Source organism: Streptomyces sp. ICC1 (genome assembly GCF_003287935.1).
Lineage (GTDB): Bacteria > Actinomycetota > Actinomycetes > Streptomycetales > Streptomycetaceae > Streptomyces > Streptomyces tritrimontium.
The window spans coordinates 4,550,403-4,565,644 of sequence record NZ_CP030287.1 but is presented as its reverse complement, the minus strand read 5'-3'; the positions used below and the strand labels follow the sequence as shown (position 1 = coordinate 4,565,644).

At 72.6% G+C, this 15,242-nt stretch carries 17 protein-coding genes; 9 read left to right on the top strand and 8 right to left on the bottom strand.

Features of this window, described 5'->3' with window-relative positions; all coding sequences use genetic code 11:
- Positions 1-22 precede the first annotated feature (22 nt).
- Positions 23-1,300, top strand: a complete 1,278-nt coding sequence (locus tag DRB96_RS21490; protein ID WP_112449923.1) for a lipase family protein — start codon at positions 23-25, stop codon at positions 1,298-1,300.
- On the opposite strand, the gene DRB96_RS21485 is transcribed toward DRB96_RS21490, so the two are convergent.
- On the bottom strand, positions 1,297-2,250 hold the full coding sequence (locus DRB96_RS21485) for an NAD(P)-binding domain-containing protein (protein ID WP_112449922.1): 954 nt from the start codon (positions 2,248-2,250) through the stop codon (positions 1,297-1,299). The two genes, DRB96_RS21490 and DRB96_RS21485, sit on opposite strands and share 4 nt — an antisense overlap.
- 125 nt (positions 2,251-2,375) lie before the next feature.
- Between DRB96_RS21485 and DRB96_RS21480 the strand changes: the two genes are divergently transcribed.
- Positions 2,376-3,014 carry a TetR/AcrR family transcriptional regulator gene (locus DRB96_RS21480; protein WP_112449921.1) on the top strand — a complete coding sequence of 213 codons (639 nt, stop codon included), beginning with the start codon at positions 2,376-2,378 and terminating at the stop codon, positions 3,012-3,014.
- Between the two features lie 34 nt (positions 3,015-3,048).
- Here DRB96_RS21480 and DRB96_RS21475 read toward each other — a convergent pair whose 3' ends face one another.
- The 4 genes from DRB96_RS21475 to DRB96_RS21460 all read right to left on the bottom strand — a co-directional run bounded on the left by DRB96_RS21475 (position 3,049) and on the right by DRB96_RS21460 (position 6,734).
- The gene (locus DRB96_RS21475; protein ID WP_112449920.1) at positions 3,049-4,212 is read right to left on the bottom strand and encodes a hypothetical protein; all 1,164 of its coding nucleotides are present in this window, start codon (positions 4,210-4,212) and stop codon (positions 3,049-3,051) included.
- 109 nt (positions 4,213-4,321) lie between these two features.
- Entirely contained in the window at positions 4,322-5,314 is a 993-nt protein-coding gene (locus DRB96_RS21470; RefSeq protein ID WP_112449919.1) for an ABC transporter substrate-binding protein, read from the bottom strand.
- A 68-nt stretch (positions 5,315-5,382) separates the two neighbouring features.
- On the bottom strand, positions 5,383-6,048 hold the full coding sequence (locus DRB96_RS21465) for an ABC transporter permease (protein WP_112449918.1): 666 nt from the start codon (positions 6,046-6,048) through the stop codon (positions 5,383-5,385).
- Complete coding sequence (locus DRB96_RS21460; protein ID WP_112449917.1) at positions 6,048-6,734, bottom strand: ABC transporter permease; 687 nt, start codon at positions 6,732-6,734, stop codon at positions 6,048-6,050. The genes DRB96_RS21465 and DRB96_RS21460 overlap by 1 nt, the downstream gene beginning before the upstream one ends.
- A gap of 134 nt (positions 6,735-6,868) precedes the next feature.
- Here DRB96_RS21460 and DRB96_RS21455 point away from each other — a divergent pair, with 134 nt between their 5' ends.
- Positions 6,869-7,831: an ATP-binding cassette domain-containing protein gene (locus DRB96_RS21455; RefSeq protein ID WP_112449916.1), complete on the top strand. Its 963-nt coding sequence runs from the start codon at positions 6,869-6,871 to the stop codon at positions 7,829-7,831.
- Positions 7,832-7,891: 60 nt separating this feature from the next.
- Here DRB96_RS21455 and DRB96_RS21450 read toward each other — a convergent pair whose 3' ends face one another.
- Positions 7,892-9,001 (bottom strand): alpha/beta hydrolase-fold protein, encoded by a 1,110-nt coding sequence (locus DRB96_RS21450; protein WP_112449915.1) that lies wholly within the window; start codon positions 8,999-9,001, stop codon positions 7,892-7,894.
- A gap of 152 nt (positions 9,002-9,153) precedes the next feature.
- Between DRB96_RS21450 and DRB96_RS21445 the strand changes: the two genes are divergently transcribed.
- From DRB96_RS21445 to DRB96_RS21420, 6 genes are all read left to right on the top strand, one after another.
- Positions 9,154-11,010, top strand: coding sequence for a phosphatidylglycerol lysyltransferase domain-containing protein (locus tag DRB96_RS21445; protein WP_112449914.1), 1,857 nt, complete (start codon positions 9,154-9,156; stop codon positions 11,008-11,010).
- 82 nt (positions 11,011-11,092) lie between these two features.
- Positions 11,093-11,998 (top strand): dihydropteroate synthase, encoded by a 906-nt coding sequence (gene folP / locus DRB96_RS21440; RefSeq protein WP_112449913.1) that lies wholly within the window; start codon positions 11,093-11,095, stop codon positions 11,996-11,998.
- Positions 11,995-12,438 carry a nuclear transport factor 2 family protein gene (locus tag DRB96_RS21435; protein WP_112449912.1) on the top strand — a complete coding sequence of 148 codons (444 nt, stop codon included), beginning with the start codon at positions 11,995-11,997 and terminating at the stop codon, positions 12,436-12,438. Before folP ends, DRB96_RS21435 begins: the two co-directional genes overlap by 4 nt.
- A gap of 141 nt (positions 12,439-12,579) precedes the next feature.
- On the top strand, positions 12,580-12,939 hold the full coding sequence (gene folB, locus DRB96_RS21430) for a dihydroneopterin aldolase (protein ID WP_030010912.1): 360 nt from the start codon (positions 12,580-12,582) through the stop codon (positions 12,937-12,939).
- A gap of 8 nt (positions 12,940-12,947) precedes the next feature.
- Complete coding sequence (gene folK / locus DRB96_RS21425; protein WP_112453613.1) at positions 12,948-13,544, top strand: 2-amino-4-hydroxy-6-hydroxymethyldihydropteridine diphosphokinase; 597 nt, start codon at positions 12,948-12,950, stop codon at positions 13,542-13,544.
- Positions 13,545-13,647: 103 nt separating this feature from the next.
- On the top strand, positions 13,648-14,133 hold the full coding sequence (locus DRB96_RS21420; protein WP_112449911.1) for a DUF3180 domain-containing protein: 486 nt from the start codon (positions 13,648-13,650) through the stop codon (positions 14,131-14,133).
- Here the strand turns inward: DRB96_RS21420 and DRB96_RS21415 are convergent.
- Positions 14,084-14,593 (bottom strand): hypothetical protein, encoded by a 510-nt coding sequence (locus DRB96_RS21415; RefSeq protein WP_112449910.1) that lies wholly within the window; start codon positions 14,591-14,593, stop codon positions 14,084-14,086. The two genes, DRB96_RS21420 and DRB96_RS21415, sit on opposite strands and share 50 nt — an antisense overlap.
- A gap of 4 nt (positions 14,594-14,597) precedes the next feature.
- Positions 14,598-15,206, bottom strand: coding sequence for a GTP cyclohydrolase I FolE (gene folE, locus DRB96_RS21410; protein ID WP_112449909.1), 609 nt, complete (start codon positions 15,204-15,206; stop codon positions 14,598-14,600).
- Positions 15,207-15,242 lie beyond the last annotated feature (36 nt).

Here is a 15,242-nt window from a genome sequence, read left to right as displayed (position 1 = left end):
CGGGGCGCCGTAGCTTCGGGGCATGACGACCCAGCAGAAGCAGAGCACCCGCCGGCGGGTGCGCCGCGGCGCCGCGGCCGTGGTCCTCGCCGCCGTCCTCGGCGGCCTCGCCGCCCCCGCCGCCCTGGCCGCACCGATCGCCGCCTCCACCGCCACCGCCGGCGGCTCCGAGCGGAGCGCCGAGCGGAGCGCCGCCGCCCGCGGGGCGCTCCTCGCCTTCACTCCCCTCGACCGCCTCAGCCGCGCCGATGTCGCCGCCCAGCTCTCCTCCTTCGGCATGGACTCCTCCACCGTCCGCCACGGCATCGCGGCCTACCGCCTCACCTACGCCACCGTCGACCCCCAGGGCCGCCCCACGACCGCCACCGGCCTCCTCGTCCTCCCCGAGCAGGGCCCGCGCCGCCTCGACCTGGTCTCCGACACCCACGGGACGCTCGCCACCCGCGACGACGCCCCGTCCGGGGGCGCGGGCTTCAACCGGATCACCCCGTACCTGCACGCCTCCGCCGGCCGCGCCGTCGCCGCCCCGGACTACCTGGGCCTGGGCGGCGGCCCGGGCAGCCACCCGTACATGGACACCCGGTCCTCCGTCACCGCCTCCGTCGACATGCTCAAGGCCTCCCGCACCGCCGCCGGCCGGCTGGGCCGCACCACCACCCGGGACGTGTACGCGACCGGCTTCTCGCAGGGCGGGCAGGTCGCGATGGCGCTGGGCCGCGAGCTCTCCCGGCCCGGCAGCGGCTTCCGGCTGCGCGGCCTGGCCCCGATCGCCGGCCCGTACGACCTGCTCGGCTCGGAGCTGCCCGGCATCACCGACGGCCGGGTCTCCCCGCGCAGCGCCGTCTTCTACCTCTCCTACTTCCTCACCGCCCAGAACCGGCTGCACCCGCTCTACAAGGACCCGGCCGAGGTGTTCCGCGCGCCCTACGCACAGGCTGTGGAAGGCCTGTTCGACGGGAACCACAGCGAGGAGGACATCGTGGCCGCGCTCCCCGCGACTCCGCAGGAGCTGCTCACCCCGGCGTGGGCCGAGAACATCCGCGACCCGCGCGGGGCCCTGCGCACGGCCCTGGAGGCCAATGACGGCTCCTGCGACTGGAAGCCCGCCGCGCCCGTCCGCCTCTACGCGGGCTCCGCCGACACCGACGTGCCTATCGCCAACGCCCGCGCCTGCGCGGACGACCTGGCCCGCCGCGGGGTCCGGGCGACCCTCGTCGACCAGGGCCCGGACGCGGACCACTTCACCTCGGCGATCCGCTCGGCGCCCCAGGCCGCCCGCTGGTTCGACTCGCTCCGCTAGGGCTGCGACCGGGAAGCGCTTCCCGCACCTTCCAGCAGGCCGATCAGCCGCGAGCTGCTGTCGGCCCCGAAGCCCGCCCCGACTCCGCGCCGGTAGAGCTCGGCGTGCGCGGCCAGGATCCCGGTGTCCACGCCGGAGTCGGCGGCGGTGTGCAGGACGTGCTCGACGCTCGCCGCGCACATGGCGAGGCGTTGGTGCGTCCCCTCGTGCGCGCCCGCGTCGACGAGCGGGGCGGAGCCCTCGTAGAACCCGCGCATCGCGTCGGCGGTGTACCCGGCGTACGGCAGGACGTCGGCCGCCGTCAGGCCGTTGGCGCGGGCGACGGCGAGGGCCTGGTACCAGCCGGTGTACGCGGTCCAGAACATGATCATGTTGAGCTGGTAGTAGAGCTGCGCGTAACCGGGGTCGGCGCCCCGGTAGTCGGTGGCGGCGAGCACGTCGAGCGCGGCGCGGTGGCCTTCGTACGCCTCGCGCGGCCCGCTGACGAAGACGGACGCCCCCTCCTGTCCGATCCCCGACGGCGGGACGTTGACCCCGCCGGTGAGGTACGAGGCGCCGCGCTCCTCGGCCCACCGCGCGGCGGCCCGCGCCTTGTCGGGGACGTCGGAGGAGAGGTTGGCCAGCACCCGGCCGGTGAGGGAGGCGTCCGCGAGGACCCCGTACATGGCGTCGACGTCGATGAGGCTGAGGACGGTGAGCGCGCTCGCGGCGACGGCCTCGGCGGCGGTGGCGGCCGGGCGGGCACCGCGTGCCAGGAGTCCGGCGTCCTTGCCGGGGCTGCGGTTCCAGACGGTGACCTCGTAACCGGCGTCCAGATAGGCGGCGGCCATGGCCTGGCCCATGGGGCCCAGCCCCAGCACGCTGACGGTGGCGCGCCCCGCCGGGCCCGCGCCCCGCACCTGGTTCCGGCTCTCGCCCTGGTTCTGGTTCTGGTTCTGGTTCTGGCTCATGACGGACTGCTCCCCGTGTCGATCGCGAATCCCACTAGAACGAGCGCTCTATCCAGCGCTCGGAGCGACCGTAGCACGGGACTAGAACGAGCGCTCTATCCAGAATCAGGGGTAGCATCGCCCCCATGGCAGCAGCAGAGGCGACGGCGACGGACGAGACGGCAACGCCGCAGACGGCACTGGGGACCCGCGACCGGCTGGTCCGCACCGCCTCCCGCCTGATGCAGCGCGGCGGCTACGAGAACACCCCGGTCAAACAGCTGGTCCGCGAGGCCGGAGCCACCCTGGGCTCGCTCTACCACTTCTTCCCGGGCGGCAAGCAGGAACTGGCGGTGGCCGCGATCCACTACGGCGACGAGGAGTTCACGGAGCTGATCAGCGCCGGGCTCGCCTCGCACCCGGACCCGGCGCGTGCCGTGGAGACCGTCGCGGAGCTGCTCGCCGACGCCCTCGCCGCCTCGGACTGGCGCGAAGGCTGCCCGGTGACCACGACGGCCCTGGAGACGGTCGGCCGCATCCCGGAGCTCCAGACGGCCTGCGCCCGGGCCTTCGCCCACTGGGAGGAGATCGTGGCGGCGAAGCTCCTGGCCTCGGGCCACCCCGAGGCGCGGGCCCGCGATCTGGCCTCGACGGTCATCAACACCCTGGAGGGCGCCGAGACGAGCGCTCAGGTCACCCGGAGCCGGACCCCGCTCCTGGTCGCGGGCCGCCACCTGGCCCGCCTGGTGGACTCGTACGCCAGCCAGGCCGGCCAGGCCGGTTAGGCCGGCTCTTTCGGATCGTGCCGGGCCCGCACGGTCAGGAGATGGCCGTGCGCAGCTGTGCCACGTCGATGGGCTCGGTCTCGTCGTGGGCCGTCAGGTCGATGACCTGGCCCACCGCGCGGTGCTCGGCGGTGGCCGGCTTGAACTCCGGCTCCGAGCCGCCCTGGGCGGACTCCGCCTTGTGGACCGCGAGGACCTCCGCGCCGACCACGTCGGCCAGGTCCTCGTTCTGGACGGACTCGATGACCGCGCGGGCCTGCGCCGCGGTCTTGGTGCCGAAGAAGTCGAAGCCGCCGAGCGCGCGGGAGGCCGCCCGGCGCCGGGGGTCGTACGGGGTCACCGCGGCCGCGAGCCTGCGCGCGGGGACGGCCGCGGCCGGGCCGGTGACCGCGGGCCGTGCGTGCGCCTCCGGCGCGGCGGCGGCAGCGGGGGTCGGCACCACAGCGGCGGCGGCATCGGGAGCGGCGGGAGCAGGAGCGGGGGCAGCGGGAGCGGCGGGAGCGGGAGCAGGAGCGACGGCAGCGGTGGCGGCAGCAGCCGGAGCACCCGCGGCGGCCGCCGGGACCAGCTGCCGCGCCGGGGCCGACGGCGCCGCGGCCGGCCGGTCCTTGCGGGCCAAGGCCGCCAGCGCGGCGTTGGCGCGGGCGAAGCCGACCGGGGTGGCCGCGCCGGACGGGGTGCGCTCCTCGGAGACGGCCGGAAGTTCCTTCGGCGGCGCGGCGGCCTCGATGGCCGGCACCGCGGCGGCCTCGATGGCCAGCAGCCGGCGCCGCTCCAGTGCGCTCGCCCGCTCGGTCTCGGCGGTCGCGTACCTCCGCAACAGCGCGGCGTGCTCGCCGCGCAGGCCCGCGAGCTCGACCCGCTTGGCGCGCAGCTTGGCGTCGAGCTTGCCGCGCAGCACCCGGGCCTCTTCGAGGTCGGATTCGAGCTCGGCTATCCGCTCGTCCGTCTTCCACTCGTCCTTGACGCGCTCGCGCCCGAGCTCCGCGACCCGGCGCCCGGCCGCGCGGTCCCAGGACCGCATGACGACGGCGCCGGCCACGCCGGCGGCCGCGGTGAGGGCCACGAGCAGCCGCAGCGCCATCGGTTCCGCGAGCAGCCAGGCCGCTGCGGCCCCGGCGGCGGACACACCGGCGACGGTCGTCGGCGTGAGCAGCCGGTGAAGGGGTTCGGGATTGCGGTGGCGTCCACGGGGCATGGCCCGAAATTTACAGGGAGTGGACAGGGTGTGGGGCGACTGCCCGGGAATCTGTTCCCGAGCAGTTACCCGCCCCGTCGCGCGACTTTCCGCGCCAAAGGCCCAACTGCTACTTCTTCACCAGTCCCTTGGACTCCAGGTAGGCCTTCGCGACGTCCGCCGGCTTGGCGCGCTCGGAGTCGACCTTGCGGTTCAGGTCGACCAGGTCCGCCGTGGTGAGCACCTTGGTGAGCTTGTCGAGGGCGGCCGCGATCTCGGGGGCGCCGGCGTCCTTGGCGTTGACCACCGGCAGGACGTTGTCGGCGTTCTGGAGCTTCTTGTCGTCCTCGAGCAGGACCAGGCCGAAGCTGTCGAGGGTGGCGTCCGTGGTGGTGGTCAGGACGAGCTGGTCGGCGCCGTCCTTGACCGCCTGCTTGGCCTGCGGGGTTCCGACGCCCTTGGGGTCGATGCCGGAAACGTCGATTCCGTACGTCTTCTGCAGACCGGGTGCGCAGAAGGGCCGCACCGCGCATTCGTCGCCCGCCGCGATCTTCACCTTCAGGCCGGACTTGCCGAGGTCGGAAAGGGTCTTCAGATTGTTCTTCGCGGCGAATTCCTTGCTCACCGCGAAGGCGTTCTGGTCGACCGCCGCGCCCGCCGGCAGCGCCTTCAGCCCGAGCGGGGCCGCCAGCTTCTCCAGGGCCGCCACCGTCGCCGCCACGTCGCTCGATGCGACCGGCTTCTCGGCGGGCGCCTTCGGGCCGTTCACCTTGGCGTTGAGGAACTCCGCGAGGGTCGCCGCGTACTCCGGGACGACATCGATCTCGCCCTTCTCCAGCGAGGGCTCGTACAGCTCGCGGTTGTTGACCGTGGTGATCGAGGTGGAGTAGCCGGCGTCCTTCAGGAGCTGCGCGTACAGCTCGGCCAGCACGTTGGACTCGGTGAATCCGGCGGCGCCGATCACCAGCTTGCCGCCCTTGCCGCCCTCGGCGGCGCCGGAGGCGGCGGCCGAGGAGCCGCCGCCCTGCGTCTTCTCCAGGCTGTCGCCGCCGCACGCGGCGAGCGATGCGGTCAGGGCGACGGCACCCAGGGCCGCGCCGAGGACGCGTGTGGACTTGCTCATGTCGATCTCCTTCGAGGGGGCGGGGAAACGGCGGGGGCGTCGTCGGGGTCGGGCGTCGTCGGGCGTCGTCAGCGGGAGGCGCCACCCGGCAGCAGCCGGTCGGCCGCCACCAGCGCGCCCTCCACCAGCAGGGCCAGCACCGCGACGAGCAGGGCGCCCGCGACGACCTGCGGGGTGTTGTACGTGTTGAAGCCGGCGGTGATGATCCGGCCGAGGCCGCCCTGGCCGACCATCGCCGCGATGGTGGCCGTGGCGATGACCTGGACGGCGCCCGAGCGCAGGCCCGTCATCACCAGGGGGCGGGCCAGCGGGAGTTCCACCCGCCAGAAGAGCTGGCCGCCGGACATGCCCATGCCCCGCGCCGCCTCGACCACCGAGCGGTCGACCTCGCGCATGCCCACGTAGGCGTTGGTCAGCAGCGGCGGGACGGCGAAGAGCACGAGCGCGATGATGGTCGGCACGTAGCCGGCGTTGCGCAGCGGCGAGACCATGAACAGCGCCAGCACGGCGAAGACGGGGACGGCCCGGCCGATGTTGGAGACGTTGACCGCGAGGCCGCCGCCCTTGCCGAGGTGGCCGAGCCACAGCCCGACCGGCAGGGCCACCGCGCAGGCCAGGGCCAGGGCGATCCCGCTGACGTACGCGTGCTCGCCCAGCCGGTGCCAGACGCCGCTCTCACCGGACCAGTTGGCTCCGTCGGCCAGCCAGTCCCAGGCCTGTCCCAGCACTCCCATCAGGCCCCCTCCGCGGCGCGGGCCGCCCGGGTCCACGGCGTGAGCAGCCGCTGGAGGCCGAGCAGGGCCAGGTCCGCGAGCAGCGCGAGCAGCACGCACAGCACCGAGGCGGTGAGCACCTGGGCCTTGAAGGAGCTGTTCACGGCGGGGGCGATGAGGTTGCCGAGGCCGCCCTTGCCGACGATGGAGCCGACCGTGGTCAGTGCCACCGTCGAGACGGTGGCGATCCGTACGCCGGCCAGCAGGGCGGGCAGGGCCAGCGGCAGTTCGACCTGCCACAGCAGCCGGCCGGGGCCGTAGCCCATGCCGCGGGCGGCTTCCCGGACCTCCTCGGGGACGGCTTCGAGGCCGGCCAGCACGTTGCGGACGAGGATCGTCAGCGAATACAGCACGAGGCCCGTCACCACCAGCGCGGCCGAGAGGCCGAAGACGGGCAGCAGCAGGGAGAACATGGCGAGCGAGGGGACCGTGTAGAGCAGGGTGGTGATGCCGAGCACGGGGGCCGCCCAGTGGCGGCCGCGGCGGGCCAGCAGCGCGAGCGGAACGGACACGGCGATGCCGATCAGGACCGACACACCCGTGATCCAGACGTGTTCGAGGGTGGCATCGGTGAGCTCCTGGGAGCGGGACGTGACGTAGTCCCAGCAGACCCAGTCGTTCGCCACCAGGCAGTTCTGCCCGGCCATGCGCTCCTCACCCCCCGTCACCGAACGTACGTAGGAGTGACCCTAACCCGCACTGCCGACAATGGCCGGAATCCTTCGCACGCGGGCAACACTCCCTTCACAAACCGGCCGCGCCGGTAGGGAAGGATGGTGATGTGATCCGATTCGAGCAAGTGACCAAGCGCTACCCCGACGGGACGACGGCGGTCGCGGACCTGTCCTTCGAGGTCGCGGAGGGCGAACTGGTCACCCTGGTGGGCCCGTCCGGCTGCGGCAAGACGACCACCATGAAGATGGTCAACCGGCTGATCGAGCCGACCTCCGGCCGGATCCTGGTGGACGGCGAGGACATCGCGGCCGCCGACCCGGTCGAACTGCGCCGCCGCATCGGCTACGTCATCCAGCAGGTCGGGCTGTTCCCGCACAAGACCGTGCTGGAGAACACGGCCACCGTGCCGCAGCTGATCGGCACCCCGAAGGCGAAGGCCCGCGCGCGGGCGGCGGAACTCCTCGACCTGGTCGGACTGGATCCGGCCGTCTACGGGGGCCGCTACCCGGAGCAGCTGTCCGGCGGGCAGCGCCAGCGGGTGGGCGTGGCCCGCGCACTGGCCGCGGACCCGCCGGTGCTCCTGATGGACGAGCCGTTCGGCGCGGTGGACCCGGTGGTGCGCGAGCGGCTGCAGAACGAGTTCCTGGCGCTGCAGAAGACGGTGCGCAAGACGATCCTGCTGGTCACGCACGACCTGGAGGAAGCGGTGCGGCTCGGCGACCGCATCGCGGTCTACGGAGCGGGCACCATCGAGCAGTTCGCCCGCCCGGCGCAGGTGCTGGGCGCCCCGGCGACGGAGTACGTGGCCGGCTTCGTCGGCGCCGACCGGGGGCTCAAGCGGCTCGCCGTCACCCCGGTCTCCGAGGCCGACCTGACCGCCGCGGACGGAAAGGCCCCCACCGCCGGAGTGGCGCTGGGGGCGACGCTGCGCGAGGCGCTCGCGCTGCTGCTGCAGGAGGACGAGGGCCGGATCGGGGTCACGGACCCGGACTCCGGCGCGCTGATCGGCGTACTCACCCCGGAGGGCGTGCACCGGGCGCTGCGCCGGGCGGCGCCCCAGTCGGCCTGACGGCCGAGCGGGGCGCCGGCCGGCGGCGGGCACCGGGACCCGTTCGGGCCCGGGACCCGTTCAGGCCTGGATGCGCTGGCTCATCCACACCAGCATCGGCGGGATCTCGCGGCGCCAGGTGTTGAAGTTGTGGCCGCCGCTGTCGAGGATGATCGAGGAGACCCGGTCCGGGCCCTTGACCAGCTTGATGAACTTCTTCGTGTCGCCGAGGTTCGGCTCGCCCTGCTCGCTGCTGGTGACGAGGAAGGACGTGCCGGTCGGCTTCTTCGCCTTGAGGGACTCCAGGACGTTGGCGCGCGCCTTCAGCTTCTCGTCCCCGTGGAAGAGGTCGCCGGTGGTCGGGTCGTCGGGGGCCTCGTAGTACGCGGACAGGCCCGCGGCGGCACCGAAGGTCTGCGGGTAGTGCGCGGCGATCTTCAGGGCGCAGTAGCCGCCCGTCGAGTTGCCGATGAAGCCCATGTTCCGCGGCTCCTTGCCGACCCGGAAGGTGTCCTGGATGGCCTGGGGGAGGTCTTCGGCGAAGAAGGTCTCGGTCTGCGGGCCACCGGGTATGTCCACGCACTCGGTGTCGCGCGGGGGCGCCACCGTCGGGCGGAGCATGACCAGGATCATCGGCTTCATCTTGCCCGCCTTGGCCTGCTTGAAGGCCGTCATCGGGTAGTTCAGCCCTTTGATCAGGTTCTCGGCCGTTCCCGGGTAACCCGTGAGGATGATGGATGCCGGGAAGTTCTGGTCCTTGTGCTGCGGCTGGAAGTACTCCGGCGGCAGCCACACGTAACCCGGGCTGGTTATCTTCGACTTCTGGCCGGTTATGGCCACTTTCAGGATCTGCCCGCCGACCTGCGGCTTGGCTCCGCCGGGCACGTCCAGCTTCTGCTTGTCGACGACTTTGATGTCGTCGCTGCTCATGCCGTGGTCGACCACCTTGCCGATGGACGTCTCCTGGCCGAACAGGTCCGCCCAGGAACCGTAGAAGAGGAACGACTTGTTGGCCGCGAGACCCACCGCCGAGAACAGCGCCAGCTGCGTCGCCAGGAGGAGGCCGATGCGGCCGAGGACCGAGCGCCAGGAGCGGCCCGAGAGCTTCGGCCAGAACCACACCGTGGCCGCGAAGAGCAGCACACCGGCGATGATGGCCATAGCCAGGACCGTATTACTGGTGAGACCCATGAGCAGTCAGTCGACTTTCTATGGCAGGACTGGATTTTTCTCGACGGAAGAGTGAACCCGCTCGCCCTCGATGTCGTCCTAGGGGACGCACCACACACCGGAGGCTGTCGCGGCCTTCGGCCACATGATCTCTCGCGGAGCAACGGGAAGCGATGTCTAGCAGGATAGATGGCGATAAGTCGGGACAGGTTCCGAAGCGGGTCGGTCGAATCCTCCGTGGCCCACGACCGGAGGCCGTCCCCGGCCTGGTGGGCACGGCCGTCATGGTCGTCGGCCTGCTGGACATCGCCGCGGGAGTCTTCCCGCGGTTCAGGCACAGCCGCATCCACGCCGTGACCGAGGTGCTGCCCGGCTCCTTCGGTCCCTTCGCCGCCGCGCTGGCGCTCAGCGCGGGCGTCCTGCTCCTGCTGCTCGCCCACGGGCTCAAGCGCCACAAGCGCCGTGCCTGGCGGGCCGCCGTGGTGCTGCTGCCCGCCGGCGCGGTCGCCCAGTTCACCTACCGCCACTCCGTCGCCGGCGTGGTGATCTCGGCGGTGCTCCTGTGGCTCCTGCTGCGCCACCAGAGTGAATTCAAGGCGCTCCCGGACCCGCGCAGCCGCTGGAAGGCGCTCGCCAACTTCGTCCTGATGAGCGCCGGCTCCATCGGGCTCGGACTGGTCATCGTCAACTCGCACCCGGGCCGCGTGGTCGGCAATCCGGGCGTGTACGAGCAGATCAGCCACGTCGTCTACGGGCTCTTCGGCTTCGAGGGCCCCGTCGACTACGCAGGCCGGGTGTCCTGGACCGTCGGCTACTCGCTCGGCGCCCTCGGCATGCTGACCGCCGTCACCACCATCTACCTGGCCTTCCGCCCCGAGCACCCGGCCGCCCGGCTCACCGCCGACGACGAGGTCAAGCTGCGCGAGCTGCTCGCCAAGCACGGCGGCCGCGACTCGCTGGGCCACTTCGCGCTGCGCCGCGACAAGGCCGTCGTCTTCTCCCCCAGCGGCAAGGCGGCCGTCACCTACCGCGTGGTCTCCGGCGTGATGCTCGCCTCCGGCGACCCCGTCGGCGACGTCGAGGCCTGGCCCGGCGCCATCGAGCGGTTCATGGAGGAGGCCAAGGCCCACTCCTGGACCCCCGCCGTCATGGGCTGCAGCGAGACCGGCGGCGAGGTCTGGACCCGGGAGACCGGGCTCGACGCCCTGGAGCTCGGGGACGAGGCGATCGTCGACGTCAAAGACTTCTCGCTGTCCGGCCGGGCGATGCGCAACGTCCGCCAGATGGTGAAGCGCATCGAGCGCAACGGCTACACCACGCAGGTCCGCCGGGTCAGCGAGCTGACCGGGACCGAACTGGAGCAGGTACGGGGCGCCGCCGAGGCCTGGCGCGGCACCGACACCGAGCGCGGCTTCTCCATGGCGCTGGGCCGGGTCGGCGACCCGGGCGACGGCGACTGCTACATCGCCACCGCGCACCGCGTCGAGGAGGACGACCCGTCCCCCTTCGGCGACCTGAAGGCCGTCCTGCACTTCGTCCCGTGGGGCAAGGACGGCATGTCGCTGGAGCTGATGCGCCGCGACCGCGCCGCCGACCCCGGCATGAACGAGCTGCTGATCGTGGCCTCCCTGGAGGCCTGCCCGGCGCTGGGCATCGAGAAGGTCTCGCTGAACTTCGCGATGTTCCGCTCGGCGCTGGCCCGCGGCGAGAAGATCGGCGCCGGCCCGGTGCTGCGGATGTGGCGCAGCCTGCTGGTGTTCCTCTCGCGCTGGTTCCAGATCGAGTCGCTGTACAAGTTCAACGCGAAGTTCCGCCCCCGCTGGGAGCCCCGCTTCGTGGTCTTCCGCACCCCCCGGGACCTGCCCCGCATCGGCTTCGCCGCGATGCAGGCCGAGGGCTTCGTGACGCTGGCCCTGCCCCGCCTGTTCGCCAGCCGCCGCCGTCCCAAGCCGGTCCGCACCTGCGCCCACCACCACGCCGTGCGCGCGGCGGTGCCCGCCCCGGCGGAGCGCGAGGTCCAGGCCGCGTAAGCCCCGTACGCCGTCCAGGGCCCCCGGAGCCGCCCGGCTCCGGGGGCCCTGCCGGGTCCGGGCCACCCCATACCCTGGAGTCATGAACACGAAGCGCGCGGCCACCGAGCGGGGCCGGGTCACCGGCCTGCCGGAGTGGGACCGCTGCGGGGTCATGGGCGTCGTCAACGTCACCCCCGACTCCTTCTCCGACGGCGGCCGCTGGTTCGACACCACCGCGGCCGTCAAGCGCGGCCTCGACCTCGTCGCCCAGGGCGCCGACCTCGTGGACGTCGGCGGTGAGTCCACCCGCCCCGGCGCCTCCCGCGTCGACGAGGAGGAGGAGCTGCGCCGGGTCGTCCCCGTCGTGCGGGGCCTCGCCTCCGAAGGCGTCGTCGTCTCCGTGGACACCATGCGCGCCTCCGTGGCCGCGCAGGCCGTCGCGGCCGGCGCGGTGCTGGTCAACGACGTCAGCGGCGGGCTCGCCGACCCCGGCATGATCCCGGCCGTGGCGGCCGCCGAGGTGCCGTTCGTGGTCATGCACTGGCGCGGCTTCAGCGACGGCATGAACAGCCTCGCGGTCTACGAGGACGTCCTCGCCGAGGTGACCGCCGAGCTGCGGACCCGCATCGACGCGGTCGTCTCCGGCGGGATCGCCCCCGAGCGGCTCGTCGTCGACCCCGGTCTGGGCTTCGCGAAGAACGCCGAGCACGACCTGGCCCTGGTCGCCCACCTGCCCGAGCTGCGCGCGCTGGGCTTCCCGCTGCTGGTCGCCGCCTCGAGGAAGCGCTTCCTCGGCCGGGTCCTGGCGGGCACCGCGGACGCCTCCCCGCCGCCCGCCCGCGAACGGGACGCCGCCACCGCGGCCGTCTCCGCGATCGCCGCCCAGCAGGGCACCTGGGCCGTTCGGGTGCACGAGGTACGGGCGAGCGCGGACGCGGTTCGGGTGGCCCGCGCCGTGGAAGGGGCACTGCGTACCACCCGTGGTGAAGAGGAGGGGGCACGGTGAGCCGTACCGACATCGAAGCCGTCGAAGAGGTCAACACGGCCTTCTACGAGGCCATGGAGCAGGGGGACTTCGACGCGCTGTCGGCGCTCTGGCTCGAAGACGAGATCTCCTGCGTGCACCCGGGCTGGCCGGTGCTCTCGGGACGCGGCGAGGTACTGCGCTCGTACGCGCTGATCATGTCCCACACCGAGTACATCCAGTTCTTCCTGACGGACACCAAGGTCGCCGTGATAGCCGACACCGCCCTGGTGACCTGCACGGAGAACATCCTCAGCGGCGGGCCCGCCGAGGACGGCGGGGAACTGGGCCCGCTCGTCGGCCAGCTCGTCGTCGCCACGAATGTGTTCCGACGCACACCGGAGGGCTGGCGGCTCTGGTCGCACCACGGTTCTCCCGTGCTCACGGACTCCGACGAGGACGACGAGGAGGAGTCCTCCTAGCCCTCAGTCGGGGTGCTGTCGGGGGCCGAGGTATTTCGCAGGTAAATTCGAAGATGGACGACGCCGACCGCACTCGGCCTAGGCCCATGGATCCGGGGAGTCCCGGACCGGAAGCACCTACGAAAAGCAGGAGTGATTCGCGTGGATCGTGTCGCGCTGCGCGGCCTCAAGGCTCGCGGGCACCACGGCGTCTTCCCCCGGGAACGCGAGGAAGGCCAGACCTTCATCGTCGACCTGGTGCTCCACCTCGACACCCGTCCCGCGGCGGCGGGCGACGACCTGGCTAAGACCGTGCACTACGGGGTAGTCGCGGAGGAAGTCGTCGACGTGGTCCAAGGGGAGCCGGTCGACCTGATCGAGACGCTCGCCGAGCGGATCGCCCAGCAGTGCCTCAAGCACGAGGCGGTCGCCCAGGTGGAGGTCGTCGTCCACAAACCGGACGCACCCATCACCGTCCCCTTCGACGACGTGACCATCACGATCACCCGGAGCCGCGCGTGAACAACGGAATGAAAGCCCAGAGCGATCCCACCGTCCAGCCCGTCCCGGCGTCCGTCGTCGAGGCCGTGGACGCGGCGGACGTCACGCTGTCCAATCCCAAGTGGGCCGTCATCGCTCTCGGCGCGAACCTGGGGAACCGGCTGGAGACCCTGCAGGGCGCCATCGACGCCCTCGGCGACACGCCGGGCCTGCGGGTCAAGGCCGTCTCCCCCGTCTACGAGACGGAACCGTGGGGCGTGGACCCGGCCTCGCAGCCCTCGTACCTGAACGCCGTCATCTCGGTGAAGACCACCCTGCCGCCCGGCTCCCTGCTGGAGCGCGGCCACGCCATCGAAGAGGCCTTCGACCGCGTGCGCGAGGAGCGCTGGGGACCCCGCACGATCGACGTCGACATCATCGCGTACGCCGACGTGCTCTCCGCCGACCCGGTCCTGACCCTCCCGCACCCGCGCGCCCACCAGCGCGCCTTCGTGCTGGCCCCCTGGAACGACATCGACCCCGAGGCCACGCTGCCGGGCCACGGGCCCGTCGCCGGGCTGCTGGCCGCGGTCGGCCTCGCGGGGCTCACGCACCGCCAGGACCTGGAACTGCGCCTCCCCGAGTAGCGGCCCGCCCGGTCCGACCGGGACGGAACACGATGCCTGCCCCCGCCCGGGGAGCCGAAGACCTAAGATCGCCGGGTACGCACAGAAAGCGGGGAACAGGCACGTGAAGCAACTGAGGCCGGCGGTCCTGGCGGGCATTTTCGCGATCGCCGGGGTGCTCTCCTGGGCGGGCGCCCGGCTGTGGAACTCCTACGGCTTGCTGCCGGGCATCCCGCTGGCCGCACCGATCGTGCTCGCCGCCATCGCGGTGGTCCTGCTCGCGACGGCCCTCTCGCTGCGCGCCCGCCTGAAGGCGCAGCGCGAGCGGGTGCCGGACGCCAAGGGCGTGGAGCCGCTGATGGCGGCCCGCGCGGTCGTCTTCGGCCAGGCCAGCGCCCTGGTGGCCGCCCTGGTGGCGGGCGCCTACGGCGGCGTGGGCGTCTTCCTGCTGACGGACCTCCTCGACGTCCCCGCCCGCCGCGACCAGGCCTGGTACGCCGGCTTCTCGGTCCTGGCGGGCGCGGCGGTCGTCGCCGCCGCGCTCTTCCTGGAGCACGTACTCAAGCTCCCGGACGACGAAGACCCCGCCAAGGCCACCGCCAGCGCCTAGCCGGACCGGCCGCGGGGACCGCCGCGGGCTCCTCCGCGGAGGTCGTCGGGTGGCGGGGGCCCAGCCACTCCCAGAGCCGCAGCGGCCCCGGCCCCTGGTCCTCCCAGTCGCAGAACTGCAGGTCGAACATGACGCCGCGGCCCGCGAGGACGGTCACCTCGCCGTCGTAGCCGCCCTCCGCGTTGAAGAGGGAGGCGCCCGCGACCCCGTCCACCGTCAGCTCCATCGGCACGCGCGCGACGGCGTCCGTGTCCACGCGCAGGAACACGCACGGACACGAGCAGTCGCTCTTGACCATCGACGTGTGCGGGATCTGCGCGCGAAAGCCCCGCTCCTGGTCCGAGTCCCCGTCGAACAACAGCTCCAGGGTCCGCCGGACGTCCTCGCTCAGCGGCCCCCAGCCGTCGTCCGCCGCGTCCTGCGCGGCCGGCTCACCGGCCGCCCCCTCCCCCGTGCCCACCGGGTCAGCGCGCCATGATGAGGCTCATCGCCTCGTTGCGCGTGGCGGGGTCGCGCAGCTGGCCGCGGACGGCCGAGGTGATGGTCTTCGCGCCGGGCTTGCGGACACCGCGCATGGTCATGCACATGTGCTCGCACTCGATGACCACGATGACCCCGCGCGGGTCCAGGATCTCCATGACCGATTCGGCGATCTGGGTGGTCAGCCGCTCCTGCACCTGGGGGCGGCGGGCGAAGACGTCCACGAGGCGGGCCAGCTTCGACAGCCCGGTGATCTTGCCGTCGACGGACGGGATGTAGCCGACGTGCGCCACTCCGTGGAAGGGCACCAGGTGGTGCTCGCAGGTGCTCATGACCTCGATGTCCTTCACCAGGACCATCTCGTCGTGACCGAGGTCGAAGGTCGTCGTCAGGACGTCCTCCGGCTTCTGGTAGAGGCCGGCGAATATCTCCTTGTACGCCCGCGCGACGCGGCCCGGGGTCGCCAGGAGGCCCTCGCGGTCGGGGTCCTCGCCGACCGCGATCAGGAGCTCGCGGACGGCCGCCTCGGCGCGCTTCTCGTCGAACTCGCCGATCGTGCCCTCGCCACCGGTCAGGGTCACTGGGTCGGTCATCTGCTCCTCGTTCCTGTGTTCGCTCGCGGCCATGCA